Raw genomic sequence first — 22992 nt, 5'->3', positions numbered from 1 at the left:
CGCAGGCCTTCGCCGATGCCTTCGCGCGCGCCTGGTTCAAGCTGACGCACCGCGACATGGGCCCGCGCGCCCGCTACCTCGGGCCGGAAGTGCCGAAGGAAGAGCTGATCTGGCAGGACCCGATCCCCGCGGTCAACCACAAGCTGATCGGCGAGAAGGAGATCGCCGACCTCAAGAAGAAGATCCTCGCCTCGAAGCTGTCAGTGTCGCAGCTCGTGTCGACGGCCTGGGCGTCGGCGTCCACCTTCCGCGGCTCCGACAAGCGCGGCGGCGCCAATGGCGCGCGCATCCGGCTCGCTCCGCAGAAGGACTGGGCCGTGAACCAGCCGGCGCAACTGGCGAAGGTGCTGAAGGCGCTCGAGGGCATCCAGGCCGACTTCAACAAGAAGGCGAAGGGCGGCAAGAAAGTGTCGCTCGCCGACCTGATCGTGCTCGCGGGCTGCGCGGGCGTCGAGCAGGCCGTGAAGAAGGCCGGCGTCTCCGTGAAGGTGCCCTTCAAGCCCGGACGCATGGACGCGAGGCAGGACCAGACGGACGCCGAGTCCTTCGCCGTGCTCGAGCCGATCGCCGACGGCTTCCGCAACTACCTGAAGGGCAAGTTCGAGGTCTCCGCCGAGCAGCTGCTGGTCGACAGGGCGCAGCTCCTGACGCTCACGGCGCCCGAGATGACGGTCCTCGTCGGCGGCATGCGCATGCTGGGGACCAACGTCGGTAGCGCGAAGCACGGGGTCTTCACCTCCAAGCCCGAGGCGTTGACCAACGACTTCTTCGTCAACCTGCTCGACATGGGCACCGAATGGAAGCCGGTCTCGGGCGCCGAGGACGTGTTCGAAGGGCGCGACCGCAAGACGAGCAAGGTCAAGTGGACCGGCACGCGCGTTGATCTCGTCTTCGGTTCGAACTCGCAGCTGCAGGCCCTCGCCGAGGTCTATGCAAGCGACGACGCGAAGGAGAAGTTCGTGCAGGACTTCGTGGCCGCGTGGACCAAGGTGATGAATCTGGACCGCTTCGACCTCGCCTGATCGTGGCATGAGCGTCTTCGAGGGCTTCACAGGGCGGCAGAAACGGTCAGCTAACAGTTCAGTCAACACGGACGCTGCGCGATAAAAACGCGCAGCGCCGGTTACTTCTACGTTAAGCGTCCGCTTTTCATGATGGGAACGTCCGGTCTTGAGAATAGTGTATGTCTCCTCCTGGCCGTCAGGCGACATAAAGAATCGACAACTTATGGGATCAAGCCCAGCGACGTAGTCATCCGCTGGCGCGCATTATCCCGGTTCCTGGCAGAAACGTGGTGGGGGGTCGGTGTTTGTCTTATGATTTCGGACCAGCAACCACAAATTCGACGCCTGAGAACAAATGCCCGCCGCTATGACCGTATCGGCCGACCTGCAGCAACTCCTCGCCCGCGTCGCGCTGGGCGACCGGGTGGCGTTTCGGCGCCTGTACGATGCGACGGCACCGTCTCTGTTTGGCGTGGCGCTTCGTATAGTAAGACAACGGGATCGCGCGGAAGAGGTGTTGCAGGATGCGTTCGTCAATGCATGGAACCGGGCCGCCGGGTATCAGGCCGCGTTGAGCCAGCCGATGACCTGGCTGACGGCTATCGTGCGCAATCGCGCGCTGGATGAACTGCGCAGCGGTGCCCGCCACCGCGCGGAATCCCTGGAAGACCGAGAGAGCGGAGCCGCGCGCGAGATTGAAGACGAGCGACCGAATCCGCTGAGGTTATTGGAGCAAGCGGCGGATGCCCTCGCCATCCGCGACTGCCTGGACGCGATCGACGGACCGCAGCGCCAGTGTCTGGCGCTTGTCTATTACCATGGGCTCAGCCATTCCGAGGTCGCCGGCCATATCGACTCGCCCATCGGGAGCGTCAAGGTCTGGTTGCGGCGCGGGCTGGACAAACTGAAGCGCTGCCTGGAGTCGCTGGCATGAATTACGATCGTCCGGAACTTCTCGATCGACTCGCTGCCGAGTACGTGTTCGGCACGATGAGTGTGCGGGTACGGCGCCGGTTCCAGGCGGTTCAGCGCACGCTGCCGGCGGCACGGCAAGCGGTTCAGGTTTGGGAGCAGCGATTGACGCCGCTGGCACGGTCGGTGCCGCCGGAACAACCTTCCGCCGCCGCGTGGGAAGCGATCGATCGCAGGACCGGCGGCCAGGCGTCACGACCGGTCGCACCGGCATCCGCGTGGCTCGCGTGGCTCAAGCCCGCCCTCGGCGTGGCCTTCGGGGTGGTCGCAACGCTCGGACTGGTAAGGCTTTACCCAACTGCCGTGGTGCCCGTTGACGAGATCGTGCAACAGCGCGGAACGCTACCGGCGAGTTATGTCGGCTTGCTCACGGATGCCGCCAACAATCCGGTGGTGCTCGCCAGCTCGACCCGCTACGGCAGGATCATGTCGATCAAGATTTTGCGCAAGGTCGATGTGCCCCCCGGCAAGGTGTTGCAGCTCTGGGCGCTGCCCAAAGAAGGGGCCGCCTTCCCGCTCGGCGTGGTGCCGGCCGAGGGCCAAAGCTCCTTCCGGATGGCGGAGTCCTCGGAAAAATTGCTATCCAGCGTGCCGCGCCTCGCAGTTTCGGTCGAGGATGCCCCGGCACGCGCAGGGACAGCGCCCGCGCCGTACTTGCTCACCGGTAACTGCGTCAAACTCTGGTAGTTCTTGCTCGCCCACGCGCGAGGAAATAAATCTGCACCGGCTGTCTCCGATCCGGCGAGTCGCTCCGTATATCGGCATAGGTAGCGCAATGACGCGCTGCCCCAACCCAGATACAGGAGACGACATCATGAACAAGCTGATACTTGCCACCCTTGCGACGGCCTTCACGGCCAATATCGCCATCGCCCAGTCGGTTGCCGAGACGAATGGAATTCTCGCCGACGCTTCCGGCCGCACCCTCTATACATTCGACAAGGATGCGAGCAACAAGAGCAACTGTAACGACGGCTGTGCCGTGACCTGGTCTCCGTACCTGGTGAAGGAAGGCGATCGCACCCCCGCGAACTTCAACGTGATCACGCGCGACGACGGCACCAAGCAATGGGCGTTGAACGGAAAGCCCTTGTACTTCTTCGCTGCCGACGTCCAGGCCGGCGAGGTGAAAGGTGACGGCAAAGGCGGCGTGTGGCATGTCATCCGCGGCGCTAGCAAGCGCTCGGAGGCGAAGCCCGCGCCGGATTCGCAGGCTGCCGACGGGTACCGTTTCTTCGGCAGCAGTTACTGAGCCAACGGAGGATGCCATGTCTAAGTCTAAAACATCGAATGTCACGATCTTCCTGCTGGCGCTCTTCGCCGCCGGCTGCGCGAGCGCGCTAGCATCCAGGTCAACGGCCCAGGTGCCGGATAAGCTCAAACCCGGCGCGAACGAATCTCTGGCGCTGATCGCTCACGCCAAGGGCGCGCAGATTTACGAATGTCGTGCCAGCAAGGATCAAACAGGGAATTACGAATGGGCGTTCGTGGCTCCCGAAGCCGATCTTTTCGACGCGGGCGGAAACAGGATCGGCCGACACTATGCCGGCCCACATTGGGAATCGACGGATGGTAGCAAGCTCTTGGGTGCGTTGAAGGAGCGCGCCGAAGCGCCAGCGGCCGATGCCATCCCTTGGTTGCTGCTTACCGCGAAGTCGGTCGGCTCGGAGGGCTCGTTCAGCAAGGTCACGAGCGTACAGCGCGTAAGTACGGTGGGCGGCGTGGCGCCTAAGGCCGGTTGCTCTCAAGCCGCGGCCGGAACAACTGCGCGCATCCATTACACAGCAGACTATTACTTCTTCACCAGGAAGTAGCAAAAGTGGGTCAGAGAACAATTACCGGTAATATTGGAACAATTGTTCTCTGACCCCGATTTTCCTAACGGGCATCTGCCAGCCAGTGCACGGCTGGAAAGCGACTGGTTGGAATTCGACCCAAAGCTGACTCGGAAATTATCTACAGCGGAATCAGAATCTCTTTTGCAGACCTACCATGAAACCTTGCGGCAAGGCAGTCAGGATCAATGGCTGAGGTCGGGAATAGGCATATACGCCTGAAGCGGTACCCACGGCAAATCCGGCCAGCACGTCGCTCTGCCAGTGGCCCCGCACTTTGACCCGGGCAACCATGTCATAAGTTGGCAGCAGTTCGAGCGCATACACCGAGGGAGTATCTTGGCGATATTCCAGCACGAAGGGAGTCACTATGGCGCTTATGGCCGTGACTTCACCGCTGGGGAAGCTGCGATGTCCATTTCCCTGAAAGAATTTATTCGGGTTGTCGGTCTCGGCGGGCCGTTCCCGGGAGAACGCGATTTTCATGGCTTCCGCCGATACACCTCCGATCACCGAGGCATCGATGGATTGCCAGAAGGTCTTCCCCAAACGAGTTTCGCCGCCTTCCCAGACGGCGCCAGCGACCTCGCCGAGGATCATCACTTCAATCAGGTCGCGTTGATACTGGCGTTTCCAAATACCGCTGTCATCCTCGTTAACGCGATGATCGATACCTAATGGCCCGCCACCCGCGAGCGCGAATGTGGAACAAAGCAGTGAGAGCAAAGCAAATAGTCTCAACGCCATATTTTTGATTTCCGTTGCATATCGATTTCTCATCTCGATCCGATCTACCTCAATTATTTCTTGCTGTTCGCAACTTGTAGACAGCTGTTGAAATAAAGCGTTTCATAGCCCTCAAAATTCCTGCGCATTTTTGAGGGCTATCATCAACTCCTTCGATGGAACGGACCGACTGCGCTACTTGGTCGGTAATGACACTCGGGGTTTTATCAAGGCCAGGCACGAAGTGCACGATCAGGATTACGTCGCGTTCATGAGATCGCATTTCTTGCCGAAATCATGATCTCGCGACAGAAGTCGGCGTTCAGGCGTGCCGAGCGTCGCCCGGCTTACTTGGCTTCGGCGAGCTGCTTGAGCGTGAACGTGTAGCTCGTGCTGTCGAGCGGCTTGTGGCAGGCGAGGCACTCAGCCTGGTTCACGCCGGGCTTGTGCTGCTTGTCGGTCGTGAAGACGGCGTAGTTCCAGTCGCCGTTGCGCAACATCTCGGGAATGTCCTTGCCCCAGCCCGCTCCGCTCGCCATCGATGTGTAGAGAAGCAGTTTGTCCGCCACGTAAAAGCCATCGCCGCCCATGACCGGCTTGCCGTCGGCGTCGAGTTTCGCCGCGTACACCTCGGCGAATAGCACCGAGCCGTCCGGCAGCGGCTTACCGGCTTTCGCCGCCGCCACCGCGGCCTTGTTGGCGTAGAAGTAGCGCACCTGCTTGGTCGCCGGGAAGTTGATCGTATGGTACTTGGTGAATGTGTTCTTGTAGCTTTCAGGGAAGGTCACGCTGGTCTTCGCGACGTTCGGCAAAAACGCAGACTTGGCGCCCGTCGCCGCGCCCGGCAGCGAGGCAAAGTAGGCCGCGACGTTGGCCATGTCCTCGGCGCTGAGCTGGGCCGCGATCGGATTCATGAGCGGGTTCTTGCGCGTGCCTTCCTTCAGCGCCTTCAGTTGCGCCTCGATGTAGCCCGCCCGCTGCGCCGCGAGATTGGGGATGGCATCGCTTACGCTCACCCCGGCGGCGCCGTGGCAGGCCGCGCACACGCTGGCGACCTTGGCTTTGCCGGCTTCGACATCCGCGGCTTGCGCGATTGGTGCGATGATGAGAACGACGGACAATGCGAGCGCTTTTTTCACGGGCTTCTCCTTAAGCAGCGGTTTCCGCTAACAGAAAAATAAGGTTAGCTTAATCTGACCCCGGGTTACGCAAGTCTGGCCCCTTTAATACTCACTAGGCGATCTGCCCCACCAGCGCGGCCAGCGAGCGGGCGGGGTGCACTTCGGGTGTCACGTTGTAGCCCAGGAGCTTGTCGATCTGGCTGGTGGAGAACATGCCGATCACGCATTGTGATTGCGTGGCCTTGTCGGTCTTCACCACCAGCGCGTGCTGGCGTTGCTGCTTGCGCAGGGTTTCGATGATGTCACCCACTCGCGCGTCGCGAACGGCCTGCGCGTCGAGCGCGCAGATATCCGGTTGCGGTGTCATCACCGCCGCTACGGTGATGTCGGCGCGCGGCACCTGCATTTGCTGGGCGATCTGGATCGGCCGCTCGCCCATGATGTCCTTCGCGGTGATGAGGCCGATGATTTGGCCGGCATCATTCACCACGAACAGCAACCGAATGCCGGTGGTTTTCATTTTATTCAGGGCCACATCAATGGCGACCTCGGGGCGTGTGGTGATCGGGTGCACCACCTTGAAGTTGGTCATCACCACCGCCGCGGGACTGTCGAGCTTCACGATCTCCGGCGGTGTGGTCGGGTGTTCCAACGTCGACTGCGGCTCGAGCGTAACGCACGCAATGGTTTCGAATGAATAGGGCATAGAGAACCTCCTTCAGCGGGTTCGTAATTTTTCTTGCCTGACCATGTTACGCCTTGCGCCCGCCAAGCCAAGTATTCCCGTAGAGAATGCGTACGTATATCGAAACTGAATTTAGGCATTCGCTAATATACGACGCCGCTCACGCGCCAACGGCACAGGATGGCGCGGCTCACCAGTTAATGAGCCATCGAATATCGGGGTCAGGCTCAGTTTCTTCTGCCTGTGGTGGAGTGAATCGAAGCGACGTTAATCGAGCCCGGCCCCTTTTATATACTGACCCTTGCCTCACTCTGACCCTGATTTTACCGCCGATTTCACCACCGATGGACTTTATACGTAATGTGGTGCAACTTACTCCGCGGGAACAGGTTGAAGCGTAGGTACAGACATTGTTTCCCGTTGAGTCGCGCGAACTTATCGCACGCTTTATTTCCAAGGATATCGTAAGGAGAAACGCATGGCCGACTTTGACAAGACCCCACCACACAAAACAACCTCTCAACAAGCCAGGCAGAAAACAGCACCTGTACCGCCGCCGGCACCAGCCAGAAATGAAAATAACAGCCCACGGACGCTATCGAGCAAACCGCAAGTTACTTCGCAGGAGCGGCACCAGATGATCGCGATCAGGGCTTATCTCCGCGCGGAGCGGCGCGGCTTTGCTTCCGGGCACGCGCAGGAAGACTGGCTGCGAGCCGAGGCTGAAGTCGACCGGTTAATTATCAAAAGATAACGTGTACCGCAGATGATTCGTGCACGGATATCCGTCACGGTTCCTTCGCTAACGAAGCTCTGATTAAGTTTCCCGTTCGCCCTGAGCTTGTCGAAGGGTGAAGAATAATCGGGGACAGACCACGGTTAATTGTCGGCTGAATCATAAAACGTGGTCTGTCGCTTATATTATTACTGGTTCCTCGTTGCGGTGACGGTTATTTAGACCGGTTACTTGCCTTCGACGGTGAGGGCGGACGTGTCCACGCTCTTCACGCCATCCACTTTTCCAGCGACGTCTTTCACGTGATCGATGGCATCCTGGTTTGCCAGGGCGCCCTTCAGAACCACCACACCGTGAGTCGTCTCCACGCTCACATCGAAGCCCTTACTGACGCTGTCAGCGAGAATCTCGGATTTCACCTTGGTGGTGATCCAGCTATCGGACACGGCCCGCTTTGACTTCCTGACGGTGTTGCTGCTCCCGGGCACTTTCAGGTTGTTGTCAATGCTCTTGACGCCCTCGACCGCCTTTGTCAGCTTCCCAGCCGTGGACTTCGCCTTCGAGTCGCTCGCCGTACCCTCGAGCGTGACCACGCCATTGGTGGTGGTTACGCTGATGTCGGATTTCTTGAGGCGGTCATCACCCATCAGCTTGGCCTTCACCTTGGTGGTGATGGCGGTGTCGCTGATCGCGGCGCCCATGTTCTCGCTATGCGCCTTCGGAATGGAGTCATCATCGGAGGCGGCATACGCCGTGCCGATGCCAAGCCCGGCAACCAGACCGGCGACGATCAGTGCGTTGCGGAATGAGGCTTTACCAAACGCGGTTATATTCATGCTGCTTCTCCGATTTGTCGTCTGCACGACTTGCTTTACGAAATGTGAATCGTCAATGCCAAATGGTGTTGCAATGGAGGGAATCGTTTTCATGGTGACCTCTGGTGAATAACGGTTAAATAGAAAGACTGATACAGCTGTATATCAGTGAAGCAGCCCGGGCATGCTGTAGAAGAACTCGTTCTGTCGTTCGTTATTGCACATGCAGGGCCGATGAAGTTCGACAGCTTGCTCGCAAGCGCCGGACCTTGTCGGTGCGGTATAACACATAGCGACGCTCCCGTTGAGCGCCATTTTCCGCGAGATAATAGGGGTCAGAGAACAATTACCGCTAATATTGGAAACAATTGTTCTCTGACCCGGATTTTTTATTTTTACGTGGAAGGCACGGCTATGGACTCTTGCCAGTAGCTTTCGCCCGTGCAGCGCGGCGCCTCGCGACTTCAGGCCAGTAATTATCGGCGCTTAGGCTATAGGAAGCCGTGTCCATGCCTACGGCATACTTCGACACTCGGATGGTCGCGCCAGCACGTTTCCAATAAAAAATCGTATCTGTGAACTTGGCACCCGCTCTAGTGTGGACCTCTTCAGTGTCTTTCCGTGTTGGCAGGCCATATTTTATCGTAAGGGCAGCAATCAAGTCGTCGAAGGCCATTGAGTCGAGTGACGCATATGCATACATCAGCCGGTTGGCGATGAAGTGGAAATCGATGGCCTTAATGCGATGGCCAGCGACCTCAGAAAGCGCAGTGGGTGGAGCGCGACCGTCAATGATTGTCTCGCAAAATAGATCTCCTTCCGTCTGTTTGCGCTCCCAGAACTTTTTTAACGTTTCATTAGGTGGCCTCGTTGCCTCCTGCTTCGGATCGCTACAAATAAGTTCTGGGTACTTTGTCCTCAGCTCTTCCGCTGTTGAACCAATCTTTAACCCTTTGAATTCAAGCGAATCATCGGCGTAAGTGCTGGATGCCGTGAACAGCAGCAGAACCAAAATGGCCGGTAATAGGTGGTCTTTAGGCATATTCGACAAACACGTAAATTAAATAAACACTCAAGTATATTCTATGAATGAAGCAGAAAAACAGTAAAAGGGGACGGAGTGAGGTGTACCCACTGCAAACTTGACCTTCTATCGCAGGCACAGATTCGCGCGCGAATCGTAGATCGGATATGAACATCTAAAGGTCTTGTTACCTGTGCGTTAAAACCGCAGCTGAAGCAAAGCTATGTGCATTTCGTGTCGACGGGGCTAAACTAATTAAAAGATATCAGCGAGGCTTGGTGGTGAATACAAAACTACAACAACTTCCGGTAGAAGAGCGAATCAAACTCGTGGAGGACTTGTGGGACAGTATCGCCACTGATCAACAGGCACTCCGGCTCACCGCAAAACAGAGGGCCGAGCTTGACCGACGTCTTGACGCCTACGAGATCGACAAGAACCAGGGCCGCTTGACGGCCGATGCCGTGGCTGACATTCGCCAGAAATTATGACCTCCCCAATTGATTCGGTCCCTGATGACAAAAGGCACCGCCTGCTATAAACTTTAGACGTGAAGACTTTCCGCTGGAACCCTCAAAAAAACGAGCAGCTTAAAGTCGGTCGCGGGGTATCTTTCGAGGACGTAGTTCTGGCTATTGAATCTGGTGGGTTACTGGACGTTGTGGAACATCCAAACCCCGAGCGGTATCCAAACCAGGGGGTATATGTAGTGGCCATTGCTTCCTATGTCTATCTCGTGCCACATATTGAAGAACCCGATTACGTTTTTCTTAAGACCATTATCCCCAGCCGCAAGGCGACACGGGATTACGGAATGAAGGTGAAAGATGAAAACTCTTGATCGGTACGAAAAGCAGGTTTTGTCGGCGTTCGAGACCGGCAAACTCAAGTCAACGGTGACTTCCGAGGCGTCGCTTCGCCGCTATCGTGAGTATGCGCGCGCCACCCTGACGAAGAACAGGCGCGTGAATGTCCGATTGTCCACGCAGGATCTTTCGGAGCTTCAGACCCGGGCCGCCGAGGAAGGCGTGCCTTACCAAACGCTTATTGCCAGCGTGCTACATAAGTTTGTGACGGGGCGGTTCGCCGAGAAGCCGTCGCGTCTAACGGCGCGTTCAAACGGACGTGGTAGAAAGCGTCGCGCCGCCTAGTGCGAATGGCAACCGATCCCGACCGATGGGACAGGAGCTTTTCCAAGCGAAGAGGCAAAGATGAGCAAGCGCCATAGAATCAAATATGTGCACGAAGGCAAGTACGTTGCGGAGGTGGATGTCGAGCTTATCGAAGATGAGACGGAATGGTCATCGTACTTGTCGGTAGAGGACGCTTACAAACTTGACGATGTCAGCAATGCGCTGAGGCGCGGTGATATCGCGGCCGCGGCAAAGCTCGCGCGCGTGTTTGCACTCCAGCCAGTAGCCGTCTCGAAGTAAGGGGATAAAAAGGTCAGAGTAGTTGAAAGGTAAAGTTACCTTTCGGTTTCAAGTGCATTGACCTCTTGAAGGTTCGTGTGCAGGAACTGTGACATGCCCCCGGTTTGCCCAACGTAAACGGTTCTATGACGCTTCCCAGCATAATGGTAATCGTTGCCACGATCCTCTTCCTTATCCTGGAAAGGGTGTTCCCCGGTCGTGAACTGCCGAACTCGAAAGGGTGGTATGGCCGGGCGCTATGGGTGAATCTGGCGCAACTGCTGATTATCCTGGCGACCGCGAGGCTCTGGATTCATATCTTCGGCGGCGTATCGCTGTTCAAGTTGTCCGCCTGGGATATGCCGCTGGCGGAAGGCTTCGTGGGCTGGTTCATCGGCACGTTCTTCTTCTACTGGTGGCATCGGCTGAGGCATGCGAAAGGATTCTGGCTGGTTTTTCACCAAGTCCATCACTCGCCATCGCGTATTGAAATACTGACGTCGTTCTACAAGCACCCCGTTGAGATATTGAGCGATGCCATTCTCAGCGCGCTGGTGCTGTATCCGTTGCTGGGGTGTTCCATGATGGGGGCTTTCTGGTACAACTTTTTCGGCGCCACGGGCGAGTACTTCTACCATGCCAACGTCAGGACGCCCAAATGGCTTCGATTCTTTATTCAGACCCCCGAGCTTCATTCCATCCATCACCAGTACGACGTGCACCAATACAATTTCGCGGATATCCCCCTGTGGGATCGTCTGTTCGGCACCTATAAAGACACGACGGAGTTTGCCGATCGTTGTGGCTTCCCAAAAGGAGCTGAAGAAAAGCTCGGGGATATGCTGGTGTTTAAAGATGTTTACTACGAAGATCCTGCTTGACCAGCGATCATTGAGAAGAAATGAAATATTCGAGCCTGGTCACATTGATTATGGTGTAATAAAAGACTCCATTCTTTATAGTTAACACCATAAGGCCGATTCATGCAGAATGAACACTAGGGAAATAACAGCGGAAGAAGCCATTGTCCTTATGTCGCGCGAGGAGTCGCACTTTTTCGATAAAAAGGCTGCTGCCGTCTCAGGTAAGGCGATTCAAAAAATTGCTGTCGCGTTTGCCAATGCTGACGGGGGCGAGTTCTTGATCGGAGTCGCTGACGAAGGCGATATTCCACAGGTCGAGGATCGTTGGCAGGGGCTGGAAAATATTGAAGCACTTAATTCACATCTCCAGGCCCTGTTTGAAGTTCAGCCGAATCTAGATCTTCGATACGAATTTCTTAAGCACCAGAACAAGCCTGGGTATGTGCTTAGAGTGAACGTGGAAAAAGGTTCTGAGGTACATAAAACTGCCGACGAAACCGTTTACCAGCGTTATGGCGCCCAGTCATTGCCAATAAAAGACCCACAGCAGATTGCTCAATTATCTTTCGCCAAAGGCTCCACTTCGTATGAAGACCAAATTCTAAAGGATGTTCCGCCAGAACAGGTTGTCGAGGCGAAGGAACTAAAATCGTTCTTATCAGAGTATTCTCCCAAAACAGATCCATTAGATTTCGTTATTAATCAAAACTTGCTAGATAGTAGAACATGGGAACCTCGTGTAGCATCGGTCTTACTGTTCCACCAAGCGCCAAGCGCCGTTATCCCAAGAAAATGTGCAGTAAAGATAACTAGGTACGAAACAAAGGAAGATGATCCGGAAAGAGACCATCTGGCAGAGCAACGAACAATCGAAGGGCCGTCCTATGTTTTGATTCAGGAAACAGTGAAGGCCATAAAATCAATAATGTCCTCTGTAAAAGTTTGGACAACTGAGGGACTGAGGGATCTTGATTATCCACCTGAAGCAGTTTGGGAGATTGTCGTAAATGCCATTATTCACAGGGACTACTCAATCTCGGATGATATACAAGTATTTATCTTCGATAATCGTATAGAAATACTCAGCCCCGGCCGTCTCCCGGGATATGTAACGGTGGACAACATCCTAGACGCTAGATATTCCCGTAACCCTAAAATCGTTCGGACACTTAACAGGTATGATGACGCCCCGAACAAAGATCTAGGCGAGGGGCTTAACACCGCTTTCCAAAAAATGAAAGATTGGGGCTTAAAGAAGCCAGAAATACTTGAAGAAAATAATTATTTAAAGGTGGTGCTTCCGCATTCACCATTGGCGTCGCCAACCGACGCCATTTTAGAATTCTTGAGAAACCACGACTTAATAACAAATAGACAGGCTAGAGAGCTTACCGGTATTAAATCAGAAAACCTCGTTAAAATTGAATTTTATAAGTTGCGCGACGAAGGATTGATAGAACGAGTGCCAGGACTATCCGGTCCAAAATCTGCTTGGCAACTAACAGATGCGGGGGAAGACTACGTTGAGCAGTAATGATCAGACCACGTTATCTGACCCATTCGACAATTAGCCGTGGTCCGCCCCCTAACTCCGCCCCTTTTTAGTTGCTTCTTAGAAAAATTGTGCTTGGCCCTTTTAATTCAAGAACACCAATGATCCAGTTTCTCGCTGATAACATTGACCAACTTGATCTTGCCTTAGATCAGCTTGCTGTTACAGACCGTAACTTTGATCGATTTGCTCTTATGTTGATTGATAATGTGGTCGAGTTGACCTTGCATAGATTTGCACAAGACCAAGCGAGTGAGAATGATTCGTGGGGGCGACTCGGTGAGCCAAAGCATGATCCAAAGCAAATCCAGAAGGCGCTAGGTCAGAATTTCGATAACAAAGTTAAGTTCGCTGCTAGTTCTAGGCTAATTACGGATTCGATCTGTGAATCAATTCTTTACCTGCATTCATTTCGAAATACTGCATATCACAAAGGGCAGAGACACGAGGGTATCCTTCACTCATTAGCAATTTTCTATTTCCAAAATGCATGTGAACTGCTTAAGTCATACGATCCAAAATGGTGGTCTTGGGGAAGTTCTGACAGGATTTCACATCGCGCTAGAAAATATATTGGCGATCCACAGAAGACCGTAGATCATAGGAAAATCTTTAATAGGGCATATGTGAGACTCGGGGAGATATCTGGGTCAATGGATGAAGATCTTATTAATGACTTGTCTACAGATATGGCTGATACCATTGACTCTATTGATGAAGCGATCCGGTTTCTAGCCGATGACTCTCCCAAGAAAGAGTCAAGAGATAATGTCATTATAGATTGCCAAGCGTGGTCCTTCGCATTTACGGACGAAGCCAAAGAGTTTTCAGCAACCCATGGCTGGAGAGAAAAACAAGTCGGCCCTTATGTAGAGTGGATAGCAAAAAACTTCAACTGGCCTCTTAAGTCGGATCCAATTCCAGGATGGCGTTCCCGGCTAGAATCTCTGAAGAAGGAAACTAGCTATCATAAAGCACTAAAGAAATATTGTGACTTTATGAGGCAAACCGAAGACATAAGGGGCAAGCTCGTTGAAGCAGCAACACAATTAAATGCCCACATTCAGATGCAAATTGACGCTGCTCGCGAGAAGTAACGACTAAAGCAAACAATTAGGGTCAGATCACAATATTCGCTAATATTAGCGGAAACTATGATCTGACCCCGGTTTCCACAAAAAACCAATACGAATTCTATTTTTAGTTAGGCAGCGAATCTAAATCTCCGAGAGAGAGGTCAATACATGACAGCAAGAAAAAGAGTTTTCATAAGTTTTGACATTGATCATGACGAAGGTGCAAAGACAATGCTCGCTGGTCAAGCCAAGCATCCTGACAGTCCATTTGATTTTACTGATGCATCAGTCAAAGAACATCTACCAGGTGATTGGAAAGACAAGGTCCGTCGTCGGATGTCAAATATCGACATCGTTATCGTTCTGTGTGGGGAATGGACACATCTTGCGACGGGTGTGGCCGAGGAGTTAAGGATTGCCCGTGAAAAGGGTAAGCCGTATTTCTTGCTCGCCGCCTATGGAGATAAGACTTGCAAAAAGCCAACCTCAGCTCTGGAAACAGACAAGATATACAAATGGACTTGGGATAATCTGAAGGCGCTCATTGGTGGCGCGAGGTAATCAGTGATGCGCCGTGCACTGTGCGTTGGTATTGACCTCTATCCTTTTGGTGCGCTTCGTGGTTGTGTGAGCGACGCAGAGCGGTTAGCTACTCTTCTGGCCAAACATCAAGATGGAACGCCCAATTTTGAATGTAAGAGGATTGTCGCACCAAACGGCGGAGGAACAGATGTTGTGACACGAGTCAAACTAAAACAAGCGGTGGAACAGTTGTTCAAGGACAAAGCTGAGGTCGCTCTTCTTCATTTCTCTGGCCATGGAACAGAGAATAATCTTGGGGGTTACTTAGTCACACAAGACGCGACTACCTACGACGAAGGTTTGTCAATGAATGATGTTCTCAAAATGGCAAATGATTCCAAAGCCGATGAAGTAGTGGTGCTGCTGGACTGTTGTCATTCCGGGCACATGGGTAACGTGCCAGTTATCAACAACAATGCTACGATGCTTCGAGAAGGGGTATCTATAATTACTGCCAGTAGGGGCGATCAACTGTCCGTGGAGGTGGGGGGTGGTGGATTGTTTACCTCCTTAGTAGTGGATGCTCTTGAGGGGGGCGCAGCTGATCTCCTCGGAAACGTCACAATCCCTGCGATCTATGCGAAAGTAGAGGCTGCACTTGGGGCGTGGGATCAACGCCCACTCTTTAAATCTCATGTTTCAAAAGTAATCGCGATTCGAAGGTGTGCGGCTCCAATTAGCATCGCGATCCTTCGAGAACTTCCTGCTCTGTTTCCTTTACCAGCCGAGGACTTCCCATTATCACCCGAGTATGAAGAAACGCACCCCGATAAGGAGGAATCCAAAACTAAGATTTTTTTCAAGTTACAGAATTTAAGTCGCGTTCATCTTGTGGTTCCTGTAAAGGCCAAACACATGTATGACGCGGCTGTCCAATCTAAGGCTTGCCGTCTGACGGCTGCTGGTAGGTACTACTGGCGGCTTGCCAAGGATGGCCGAATATAAAATTTTCCAACAGGTTGTTTACTTCATGTTAGAGCTATATGGATATCAAGTTGGAAGTTTTTGTTAGTCGACCAACATGGGTTGCGCAAATGTTCGAGGAGGGATTATCTACCTTCCTTACGCAACTCGACAATTTAGGCCTCACTCCAAGAACACTTGGGGTTAGTGATTACCCAAATAGATCACCTTTAGATGAAGTCATTGAGATAATGTCATCTTGTAAAGGCGCAATTATCTTAGGTTACCCACAGCTGGTAGTGCAATCTGGCACTTTAAAGGGTGCCAAGCTGTCACGGCCCTTGCATCTTGGTACTGAATGGAATCACCTCGAAGCAGGTTTGGCATATTCAGCGGGTTTGCCGCTCCTAGTAATACACCACAACACCGTATCAAGAGGTATATTTGATCGGGGTGTACTTAATGCTTTTTTACACAGCGTCGACCTGACAAGCCCTAACTGGTCAATGCAAGTTGCTATAAATGGAGCAATCAATAACTGGAAAAGAGCGTGTATTGAGGGTGTTCCTAATTTTCTCGGTGCGACTAAACAGATCGCTGCAGCACCAGATAAACCCCGATGTCCAAATTGCTCAACTTCTCAAAAAACAATTTATATGCGGCCAATTCCTGATCCTTTTTCTGAATTAGCTGGCGGCAAGTGGGAGTGTCCACAGTGTCAGTACGTAGAATGACTTCTAACAAATGCACAACAACTGGGGTCAGATCACAGTTTTCACTAATATATTGTTTTAGCCAAATCCACTTGGTGGAATTCGACCCGTTTCACGGGTAGACTGCGCCTCCTGCTTTGATACGGCGTTCCGGCGCCACTTCAGTTCCCATGCAAACCGCACGTGATATCTTCTCCTACCGTCAGTACTGGGCCAAGCGTTTTGGCACGGCGCCGTTCCTGCCCATGTCGCGCGCGGAGATGGACGAACTCGGCTGGGATTCCTGCGACATCATATTAGTTACCGGCGATGCCTACGTGGACCTGCCGAGCTTCGGCATGGCCATCATCGGACGCGTGCTCGAGGCGCAGGGGTTCCGCGTCGGCATCATCGCCCAGCCCGATTGGAAGAGCGCCGAACCGTTCAAGGCCCTGGGCCGGCCGAATCTGTTCTTCGGCATCAGCGCCGGCAACATGGATTCCATGGTCAACCGCTACACCGCCGACCGGCGCATCCGCTCGGACGACGCCTACACCCCCGGCGGCGCGGCGGGCCGGCGCCCGGACCGCTCGGTGATCGTATACGCGCAGCGGGCACGCGAGGCTTATGGCGATGTACCTATTATCATCGGCGGCATCGAGGCCTCGCTGCGGCGCATCGCGCATTACGATTACTGGTCCGACAAGGTGCGCCGTTCGATTCTGCTGGACGCCAAGGCTGATCTGCTGGTCTACGGCAACGCTGAGCGCCAGGTGGTCGAGATCGCGCATCGTCTCGCCGCCAAGGAGCCGATAGTCAATATCACCGACGTTCGCGGTACTGCGTTCGTGCGTCCGGCGCTGCCGGAGGGCTGGAGCGAAATCGATTCCACGCATCTGGATACACCCGGCGCGTTGAATCCGCCGGTGAATCCTTATGCATCCGAGGAAGAGATGCGTACGCCCCCTCTCCCTGGCCCTCTCCCCGGAGGGGAGAGGGGATCTCCTTTTAATGTGGTTCAGTTGCACAAACGCCCACCGAAACTGGACCGCGAGAAAACCGTTATTCGCCTGCCGGACTTCGAAGCGGTATCGAAAGATTCCATTCTCTACGCGCACGCCTCGCGCGTGATGCATCTCGAAACCAATCCCGGCAACGCGCGGGCACTGGTGCAGCGCCATGGCGACCGCGACGTGTGGCTCAACCCGCCGCCGCTGCCGCTGACCACGAAGGAAATGGACGACGTCTACGAACTGCCGTATCAGCGCCTGCCGCATCCGGCGTACGGTGAGGACAAGATACCGGCCTACGAGATGATCCGGTTTTCCATTGCGATCCAGCGCGGCTGCTTCGGTGGCTGCACCTTCTGCTCCATTACCGAGCACGAAGGGCGCATCATCCAGAACCGCTCGGAGGATTCGGTGATCCGCGAGATCGAAACCATCCGCGACACCGTGCCCGGCTTCACCGGCGTGATTTCCGACCTCGGTGGGCCGACGGCGAACATGTATCGCATCGCCTGCAAATCGCGCGAGATCGAATCGGCCTGCCGCTTGCCCTCGTGCGTGTACCCCGATATCTGCCAGAATCTCAATACCGATCATTCGCCCCTGGTCAGGCTCTACCGCCGCGCGCGCGAGTTGCCGGGCATCAAGAAAGTGCTGATCGGCAGCGGCGTGCGCTACGACCTCGCTATTCAGTCGCCCGCGTATGTCAAAGAACTGGTGCAACACCACGTCGGCGGCTATCTCAAGATCGCGCCCGAGCATTCACGCGAGGGTCCGCTGTCCAAGATGATGAAGCCTGGCATGGGCGCGTATTACAAGTTCAAGGAACTGTTCGACAAGTATTCGAAAGAGGTGGGCAAGGAGCAGTATCTGATTCCCTATTTTATCGCGGCGCATCCGGGCACGACCGACGAGGACATGCTCGAGCTGGCGCTGTGGCTGAAACAGAACGGCTTCCGCGCCGACCAGGTGCAGGCGTTCCTGCCGAGCCCGATGGCGACCGCCACCGCCATGTACCATTCCGGCAAGAATCCGCTGCGCAAAGTGACCCGCGCGAGCGATCCGGTGTACATCCCCAAGGGCCTCAAGCAGCGCCGGCTGCACAAGGCGTTCCTGCGCTATCACGACGCCAACAACTGGCCGATGCTGCGCGCCGCGCTGCGGCGTATGCACCGTATGGACCTTATCGGCTCCGGGAAACATCAGCTGATTCCGACGTACCAGCCGGCCGGAACCGGCCTGGTTCACGAAGGACATCGCGGTGGCAAACGCTTTGCCACGCAACACACTGGATTGCCGCGCTTCACGCCGAAGAAATCCAAGTCGTCGCGTGCCGGACAGCGACCGCACAAGACGCTGCATCCCGGCAGCCCCACCGGTAGCGGCAAGCGGCGCTGAGTAAATAGAAGCCATCTCGAAAATGAATTTCATAATGACGTTCCCCTCTCCCCTCAGGGGAGAGGGGTAGGGGAGAGGGTGTCATTTTTGAGATAGCTTTTAGAACTTTCTAATTTCAATCCGTACATTTCGCATCGTGATCGTGATAAGATGCGCTTCCAGCATGACCAGTTATTCCCGCAGCTTGACCGACACTAAATGATCCTGCACATCGACATGGATGCGTTTTACGCCTCCGTCGAAGAACGGGATCGCCCGGGCCTCCGCGGCAAGCCGATGGTCGTCGGCGGCAATGCACACAAGCGCGGGGTCGTGGCCGCGGCCAACTACGCGGCGCGCTACTTCGGCATCCACAGCGCCATGCCGACCGCGCAGGCCAAGCGCCTCTGCCCGCATCTGATCGTTATCCCGCCGCGTCACGCTTATTACGCGCAGATCTCGCAGCATATCCGTGACATTTTTCACCGTTACACGCCGTTGGTGGAGCCGTTGTCGCTCGACGAGGCCTTCCTCGACGTGACCCACAGCCAGCAGTTGTTCGGGGAAGCGGCGCGCATCGGCTGGCGCATCAAACGCGAAATCCGTGCTGAACTGACACTTACCGCTTCCGTGGGCGTGGCGCACAACAAGTTCCTGGCCAAGGTCGCGAGCGACGTGGGCAAGCCCGACGGTTTCCTCGTGGTCGATCCCGCCAACGTCCAGTCTTTCCTCGACCCGCTGCCGGTCACGAAATTGTGGGGCGTGGGCAAGGTCGGCAACCGTCAACTGGAGGAGCTCGGAATTCGCACCATCGGTGAATTGCGCGCGCAGCCGCGAACTCTGCTGGACGATCTGTTCGGCAGTTGGGGCGAGCAGCTATGGGAACTGGCGCATGGCATGGACGACCGCCCGGTGGTACCGGACCACAAGGCGAAATCCCTGTCGCACGAGACGACGTTCGCCGAAGACATCACCGACGTCGAGGCGCTGCGCGGCTGGCTCCTCGACCTGACGCGTCAGGTGGCCGCGCGCCTGCGGACCAACCAGCTCCGTGGGCGCACCGTGCATCTCAAGATTCGTTTCACCAATTTCCGCACCATCACCCGCTCGCACACGTTCCCGAAGTCCACGGACGTCACGCAGGAATTGTGGAATGCCGGGGCCGCCATGTTGACGAAGAATCTTCCGTTCCCGCCGCTCGGCGTGCGCCTGCTGGGTTTCAGCGTCAGCGGTTTCGACAACGCCGAGTCGCGTCAGGCGGATCTGTTCTGCGAACCGGAGAATGTCAAGAACGTCCGGCTCGACACCGTCAGCGACTGGATACAAAAACGCTTCGGCTCGGCAGCGCTCTCCCGCGCCGCCGAGCTGGTGCATGCCACCGAGTAATTAGGGAAACCTGATTAAGTCCGTTCGTGGTGAGCCCGTCGAGCCACGAACGAATGAATTGCCTCCAATTTATTTATGGCATTTCCCGTTTACCCCCTTCGGCAGGCTCAGACCGAACGGCGAGTCGAAGCCTGCGGTGAGCCAGTCGAACCGGGCTCAGGGCGAACGGGAGACTTAAATCAGAGCTTCTTTAGTTTTATTAACCCGTTCAGGCCGCGCGCCGCCTTTCCTCTCGGAAGGCTTTATACAACTGTTCACGTAGATCCTTGGTGTCCTCGTGTCCGTGAACCGACACGGCATGTTGCACTGCAACCTCCAGCAACTCCTCGTCGCTGTCGGCAAAGATCGAGACGGTGCAGTTCGTCTGGCTGGGGTATTCACGACAATCGATATATTTCCGGGACATTGGCTCCTCCTTTATCGGATGCTAATCGAACCCTATGAGGGAAAAGACGGTTAGGAAGCTATGATAAAGTCCGTTAGTGGTGAGCCTGTCGAACCACGAACGGACAATGCGACTTCTATATACGGCAATTCCCGTTCACCCTTCGACAAGCTCAGGGCGAACGGGAAAATTTATTTAGAGCTTCCTTAGCGCCGGCCCGGAAGCTATTGGACGGGCCTGATGTCACGCTATACCCCGGCGGCGAAGCCTGTCAACAATACACCTTGAAATTAGAGGGTTGACGCCGATGTTGACCTTAGCCGCTGACGCGGTGCTTCAGGAAAACCGCGCGAGGGTGAGCCCTTCCATATCTATGTCGGGCTTACGTTCCGAGACCAGATCGGCGATCACCTTTCCGGAGCCGCAGGCCATGGTCCAGCCGAGCGTGCCATGGCCGGTGTTGAGGAACAGATTCTTATAAGGAGTCGCTCCGATCACCGGCGGATTGTCCGGTGTCATCGGCCGCAGGCCGCACCAGTACTCCGCCCGGGAAAGGTCGCCGGCGCCCGGAAACAGATCGTTCAAGACATATTTGATGGTATTGCAGCGCGACGGCCGCAGCGACAGATCATAGCCCGTCAACTCCGCCGTGCCCGCGCCGCGCAGCTTGTCGCCCAGGCGCGTGACGACCACCTTATAGCTCACGTCCGTGAGCGTGCCCGCGGGCGCCGCGGCGTCGTTATCGATATCAATCGTCGCCGAGTAACCCTTGACCGGATAGACCGGGAGCCTGATGCCGAGCGGACGCAGCAGCAGCGGCGAATAACTCCCGCAGGCGAGCACATACGCGTCGGCTGTCATCTCGCTCTTATCGGTAATTACGCGTGTGATTTGGTTGTTATCGGTGACAAGCTGATCGACGCTTGTGGAGAGCGCAAACCGCACACCATGGGTTTCGGCGCGGCGCGCAAGTTCGCGGGTGAATTGCAGGCAATCACCCGATTCATCGCCGGGCAGCAGCATGCCGCCCGCGATTTTATTCTGCACGGCGCGCAATGCCGGTTCATGCGCCACGCACATGGTCGGGTTGAGCAATTGGTAGGGAACGCCCCAACTTTCCAGCATCGTGGACTGATCGGCCGCTTCGTCCAATTCCTGCTCGGTGCGGAACAGCTCGAGCACGCCGGAGGCATGTTCGTCGTAATGAATTCCGGTTTCGCCCCGCAACGCGACCAGACATTCATGGCTGTAACGCGAGAGCCGCAGCATGCGCTCGCGGTTGACGGCATAGCGCGCGCGTGTGCAGTTTCCGAGCATCTTGAAAAGCCACGACCACATCGCCGGATCGAGACGCGGGCGCAGCACCAGCGGCGAATGCGGGCGGAACATCCATTTCAGCGCCTTGAACGGGATGCCGGGCGTGGCCCAGGGAGTGCTGGCGCCCCACGAGATCTGTCCGCCATTGGCATGGCTCGTTTCCATACCCGGCTCCGGTTGCCGGTCCACGACCGTGACGTCGTGACCGGCCCGGCTGAGATACCAGGCGCTGGCGACGCCGATCACCCCGCTGCCGAGAACCAGAATTTTCATGAGGATCTGGTATGGATGAAAAATGAGCCGTTGTTACTCATGCCAGGCGGTGAAGTTCGCCACCGGTTCGCGCGCGGTCCGGTAATTGTTCACCGGCGCGGCGGTATCCGGGTAGCCGATGGCCATGCCGCAAAGGAGGGCGCGCGAATCGGGCACGTTGAGCAGCCGGCGCACGATATCGGGATACTCGGCGAGCGAGGCCTGCGGGCAGGTGGCGAGGCCGAATGAAAGCGCCGCGAGCATGACGTTCTCGATGAACATGCCCATGTCGACCCAGGAGCCTTTCTCGAGCGAACGGTCGAGAAAGAAAAACAGTCCCACGGGAGCGCCGAAGAAATGATAATTATTGTTCCATGATTTCAAGCGCGCCTGGGGATCGCTGCGGTTGATACCGAGTGCGGAATACAGCGCCAGACCGCAGGCCAGACGCCGCGACTTGTACGGTTCGTTCCACTGCTTGGGATAATACTGATAATCCGGCTGCTCGGGATGTCCCGCCGTCCGTTCCGCCAGCAAGGTCTCGCTCACGCGCCGTTTGGTTTCACCCGTCACCACCGCGACCTGCCATGGCTGGGCGTTGGTGCCGGACGGCGACCAGCGCGCGGTTTCCAGGATGGATTCAATCGTGGCGCGGTCCACCGGTTTGTCGAGGTAGGCGCGCGTGGACGCGCGGCAGTGTATGGCTTCAAGAACTTCCATCGGCATTCTCCCGAGTGACAATCCTGGATACGGTAATGTACCCCGGAGTCACTGTCAGAAGAATGGCGTCAGGCAAAATAAAACGGCCCCGAACCTGTCGGGGCCGAGAATCGGCTGGGTGAAGCGGAGAAAATCAGCCCGGCGTGGCGCGGGCGGTGATGATATGCGGAACGCGGCGCTCGGCTTTTTGCAGCCACTGGTGAATCCGGTTGGCGTCGCCGTAGCGGCTGTACTTGCCCCAGGAGTCGAGCAGCACGATCGTGAGCGGGCGATTGGCAATCGTGGTCTGCATCAGCAGGCAGTTGCCGGCCGCCGCGGTGTAACCGGTTTTGCTGAGCGCGATGTCCCACGTGTCCTTACGCAGCAGCCGGTTGGTGTTGTGATAGGCGACCTCGCGGCCCGAGGCCTGGTCGGTGATGCGGAATGACGCGGTGGTCGTCAGGATATGCAGCAACGCGTGTTTGCGCGTTTCAGCGACCAGGCGCGTGAGGTCGCGCGCGGTGGAGACGTTGCCGGTGCCGAGGCCGGACGAATCGGCGTAACGCGTCTG

The 22992-nt window shown here is 55.9% G+C and carries 26 protein-coding genes and 1 pseudogene; 18 read left to right on the top strand and 9 right to left on the bottom strand.

Going from position 1 to position 22992, the window contains the following annotated elements; translation table 11 throughout:
• From ACC569_RS08600 to ACC569_RS08580, 5 genes are all read left to right on the top strand, one after another.
• On the top strand, positions 1 to 1022 hold a 1022-nt coding region (locus ACC569_RS08600), incomplete at its 5' end, for a peroxidase family protein (RefSeq protein WP_372523106.1).
• Positions 1023 to 1371: 349 nt separating this feature from the next.
• Complete coding sequence (locus ACC569_RS08595) at positions 1372 to 1938, top strand: sigma-70 family RNA polymerase sigma factor (protein WP_372523105.1); 567 nt, start codon at positions 1372 to 1374, stop codon at positions 1936 to 1938.
• Complete coding sequence (locus tag ACC569_RS08590; RefSeq protein ID WP_372523104.1) at positions 1935 to 2663, top strand: anti-sigma factor domain-containing protein; 729 nt, start codon at positions 1935 to 1937, stop codon at positions 2661 to 2663. Before ACC569_RS08595 ends, ACC569_RS08590 begins: the two co-directional genes overlap by 4 nt.
• Before the next feature lie 127 nt (positions 2664 to 2790).
• A complete protein-coding gene (locus tag ACC569_RS08585; protein WP_372523103.1) occupies positions 2791 to 3228 on the top strand; it encodes a hypothetical protein in 438 nt (145 codons plus the stop codon).
• Between the two features lie 16 nt (positions 3229 to 3244).
• On the top strand, positions 3245 to 3790 hold the full coding sequence (locus tag ACC569_RS08580) for a DUF3455 domain-containing protein (RefSeq protein ID WP_372523102.1): 546 nt from the start codon (positions 3245 to 3247) through the stop codon (positions 3788 to 3790).
• 153 nt (positions 3791 to 3943) lie between these two features.
• Here the strand turns inward: ACC569_RS08580 and ACC569_RS08575 are convergent, their stop codons facing one another.
• From ACC569_RS08575 to ACC569_RS08565, 3 genes are all read right to left on the bottom strand, one after another.
• Positions 3944 to 4558, bottom strand: a complete 615-nt coding sequence (locus ACC569_RS08575) for a phosphatase PAP2 family protein (RefSeq protein ID WP_372523101.1) — start codon at positions 4556 to 4558, stop codon at positions 3944 to 3946.
• Between the two features lie 326 nt (positions 4559 to 4884).
• On the bottom strand, positions 4885 to 5676 hold the full coding sequence (locus ACC569_RS08570; protein WP_372523100.1) for a cytochrome P460 family protein: 792 nt from the start codon (positions 5674 to 5676) through the stop codon (positions 4885 to 4887).
• A gap of 94 nt (positions 5677 to 5770) precedes the next feature.
• Positions 5771 to 6364, bottom strand: coding sequence for a CBS domain-containing protein (locus tag ACC569_RS08565; protein ID WP_372523099.1), 594 nt, complete (start codon positions 6362 to 6364; stop codon positions 5771 to 5773).
• 457 nt (positions 6365 to 6821) lie between these two features.
• Here ACC569_RS08565 and ACC569_RS08560 point away from each other — a divergent pair, with 457 nt between their 5' ends.
• Entirely contained in the window at positions 6822 to 7097 is a 276-nt protein-coding gene (locus ACC569_RS08560) for a DUF2934 domain-containing protein (protein WP_372523097.1), read from the top strand.
• 209 nt (positions 7098 to 7306) lie between these two features.
• On the opposite strand, the gene ACC569_RS08555 is transcribed toward ACC569_RS08560, so the two are convergent.
• The gene (locus ACC569_RS08555) at positions 7307 to 7915 is read right to left on the bottom strand and encodes a BON domain-containing protein (protein WP_372523096.1); all 609 of its coding nucleotides are present in this window, start codon (positions 7913 to 7915) and stop codon (positions 7307 to 7309) included.
• 391 nt (positions 7916 to 8306) lie between these two features.
• Positions 8307 to 8936 carry a hypothetical protein gene (locus tag ACC569_RS08550; RefSeq protein ID WP_372523095.1) on the bottom strand — a complete coding sequence of 210 codons (630 nt, stop codon included), beginning with the start codon at positions 8934 to 8936 and terminating at the stop codon, positions 8307 to 8309.
• Between the two features lie 263 nt (positions 8937 to 9199).
• Here ACC569_RS08550 and ACC569_RS08545 point away from each other — a divergent pair, with 263 nt between their 5' ends.
• From ACC569_RS08545 to dinB, 12 genes are all read left to right on the top strand, one after another.
• Positions 9200 to 9409, top strand: a complete 210-nt coding sequence (locus tag ACC569_RS08545) for an addiction module protein (RefSeq protein WP_372523094.1) — start codon at positions 9200 to 9202, stop codon at positions 9407 to 9409.
• Between the two features lie 59 nt (positions 9410 to 9468).
• The gene (locus tag ACC569_RS08540) at positions 9469 to 9759 is read left to right on the top strand and encodes a BrnT family toxin (RefSeq protein ID WP_372523093.1); all 291 of its coding nucleotides are present in this window, start codon (positions 9469 to 9471) and stop codon (positions 9757 to 9759) included.
• Positions 9746 to 10069: a hypothetical protein gene (locus tag ACC569_RS08535; RefSeq protein ID WP_372523092.1), complete on the top strand. Its 324-nt coding sequence runs from the start codon at positions 9746 to 9748 to the stop codon at positions 10067 to 10069. The genes ACC569_RS08540 and ACC569_RS08535 overlap by 14 nt, the downstream gene beginning before the upstream one ends.
• Before the next feature lie 60 nt (positions 10070 to 10129).
• Positions 10130 to 10351: a hypothetical protein gene (locus ACC569_RS08530; RefSeq protein WP_372523091.1), complete on the top strand. Its 222-nt coding sequence runs from the start codon at positions 10130 to 10132 to the stop codon at positions 10349 to 10351.
• 125 nt (positions 10352 to 10476) lie between these two features.
• Positions 10477 to 11211, top strand: coding sequence for a sterol desaturase family protein (locus ACC569_RS08525; RefSeq protein ID WP_372523090.1), 735 nt, complete (start codon positions 10477 to 10479; stop codon positions 11209 to 11211).
• Between the two features lie 109 nt (positions 11212 to 11320).
• Positions 11321 to 12727: an ATP-binding protein gene (locus ACC569_RS08520; RefSeq protein WP_372523089.1), complete on the top strand. Its 1407-nt coding sequence runs from the start codon at positions 11321 to 11323 to the stop codon at positions 12725 to 12727.
• Positions 12728 to 12846: 119 nt separating this feature from the next.
• Positions 12847 to 13842, top strand: coding sequence for a hypothetical protein (locus tag ACC569_RS08515; protein ID WP_372523088.1), 996 nt, complete (start codon positions 12847 to 12849; stop codon positions 13840 to 13842).
• 147 nt (positions 13843 to 13989) lie between these two features.
• Complete coding sequence (locus ACC569_RS08510) at positions 13990 to 14382, top strand: TIR domain-containing protein (RefSeq protein ID WP_372523087.1); 393 nt, start codon at positions 13990 to 13992, stop codon at positions 14380 to 14382.
• 6 nt (positions 14383 to 14388) lie between these two features.
• Positions 14389 to 15348 (top strand): caspase domain-containing protein, encoded by a 960-nt coding sequence (locus tag ACC569_RS08505; protein ID WP_372523086.1) that lies wholly within the window; start codon positions 14389 to 14391, stop codon positions 15346 to 15348.
• Positions 15349 to 15386: 38 nt separating this feature from the next.
• A complete protein-coding gene (locus ACC569_RS08500) occupies positions 15387 to 16040 on the top strand; it encodes a hypothetical protein (RefSeq protein ID WP_372523085.1) in 654 nt (217 codons plus the stop codon).
• 149 nt (positions 16041 to 16189) lie between these two features.
• Positions 16190 to 18403 (top strand): YgiQ family radical SAM protein, encoded by a 2214-nt coding sequence (locus tag ACC569_RS08495; protein WP_372523084.1) that lies wholly within the window; start codon positions 16190 to 16192, stop codon positions 18401 to 18403.
• A gap of 198 nt (positions 18404 to 18601) precedes the next feature.
• Positions 18602 to 19768, top strand: a complete 1167-nt coding sequence (gene dinB, locus ACC569_RS08490) for a DNA polymerase IV (RefSeq protein WP_372523083.1) — start codon at positions 18602 to 18604, stop codon at positions 19766 to 19768.
• Between the two features lie 208 nt (positions 19769 to 19976).
• Here the strand turns inward: dinB and ACC569_RS08485 are convergent, their stop codons facing one another.
• The 4 genes and pseudogenes from ACC569_RS08485 to ACC569_RS08470 form a co-directional block, all read right to left on the bottom strand.
• Positions 19977 to 20174 carry a DUF1059 domain-containing protein gene (locus ACC569_RS08485; RefSeq protein WP_372523082.1) on the bottom strand — a complete coding sequence of 66 codons (198 nt, stop codon included), beginning with the start codon at positions 20172 to 20174 and terminating at the stop codon, positions 19977 to 19979.
• Between the two features lie 315 nt (positions 20175 to 20489).
• Complete coding sequence (locus tag ACC569_RS08480) at positions 20490 to 21743, bottom strand: D-amino acid dehydrogenase (protein WP_372523081.1); 1254 nt, start codon at positions 21741 to 21743, stop codon at positions 20490 to 20492.
• 33 nt (positions 21744 to 21776) lie between these two features.
• Positions 21777 to 22442 (bottom strand): nitroreductase, encoded by a 666-nt coding sequence (locus ACC569_RS08475; RefSeq protein ID WP_372523080.1) that lies wholly within the window; start codon positions 22440 to 22442, stop codon positions 21777 to 21779.
• A gap of 133 nt (positions 22443 to 22575) precedes the next feature.
• Positions 22576 to 22992: pseudogene (locus tag ACC569_RS08470) on the bottom strand (peptidase S11); the annotation flags it as partial.

The sequence above is a fragment of the Sulfuricaulis sp. genome (assembly GCF_041499725.1).
GTDB lineage: Bacteria > Pseudomonadota > Gammaproteobacteria > Acidiferrobacterales > Sulfurifustaceae > Sulfuricaulis.
The sequence above is the reverse complement of the archived record's forward strand: the minus strand, read 5'-3'. Positions and strand labels throughout refer to the sequence as shown.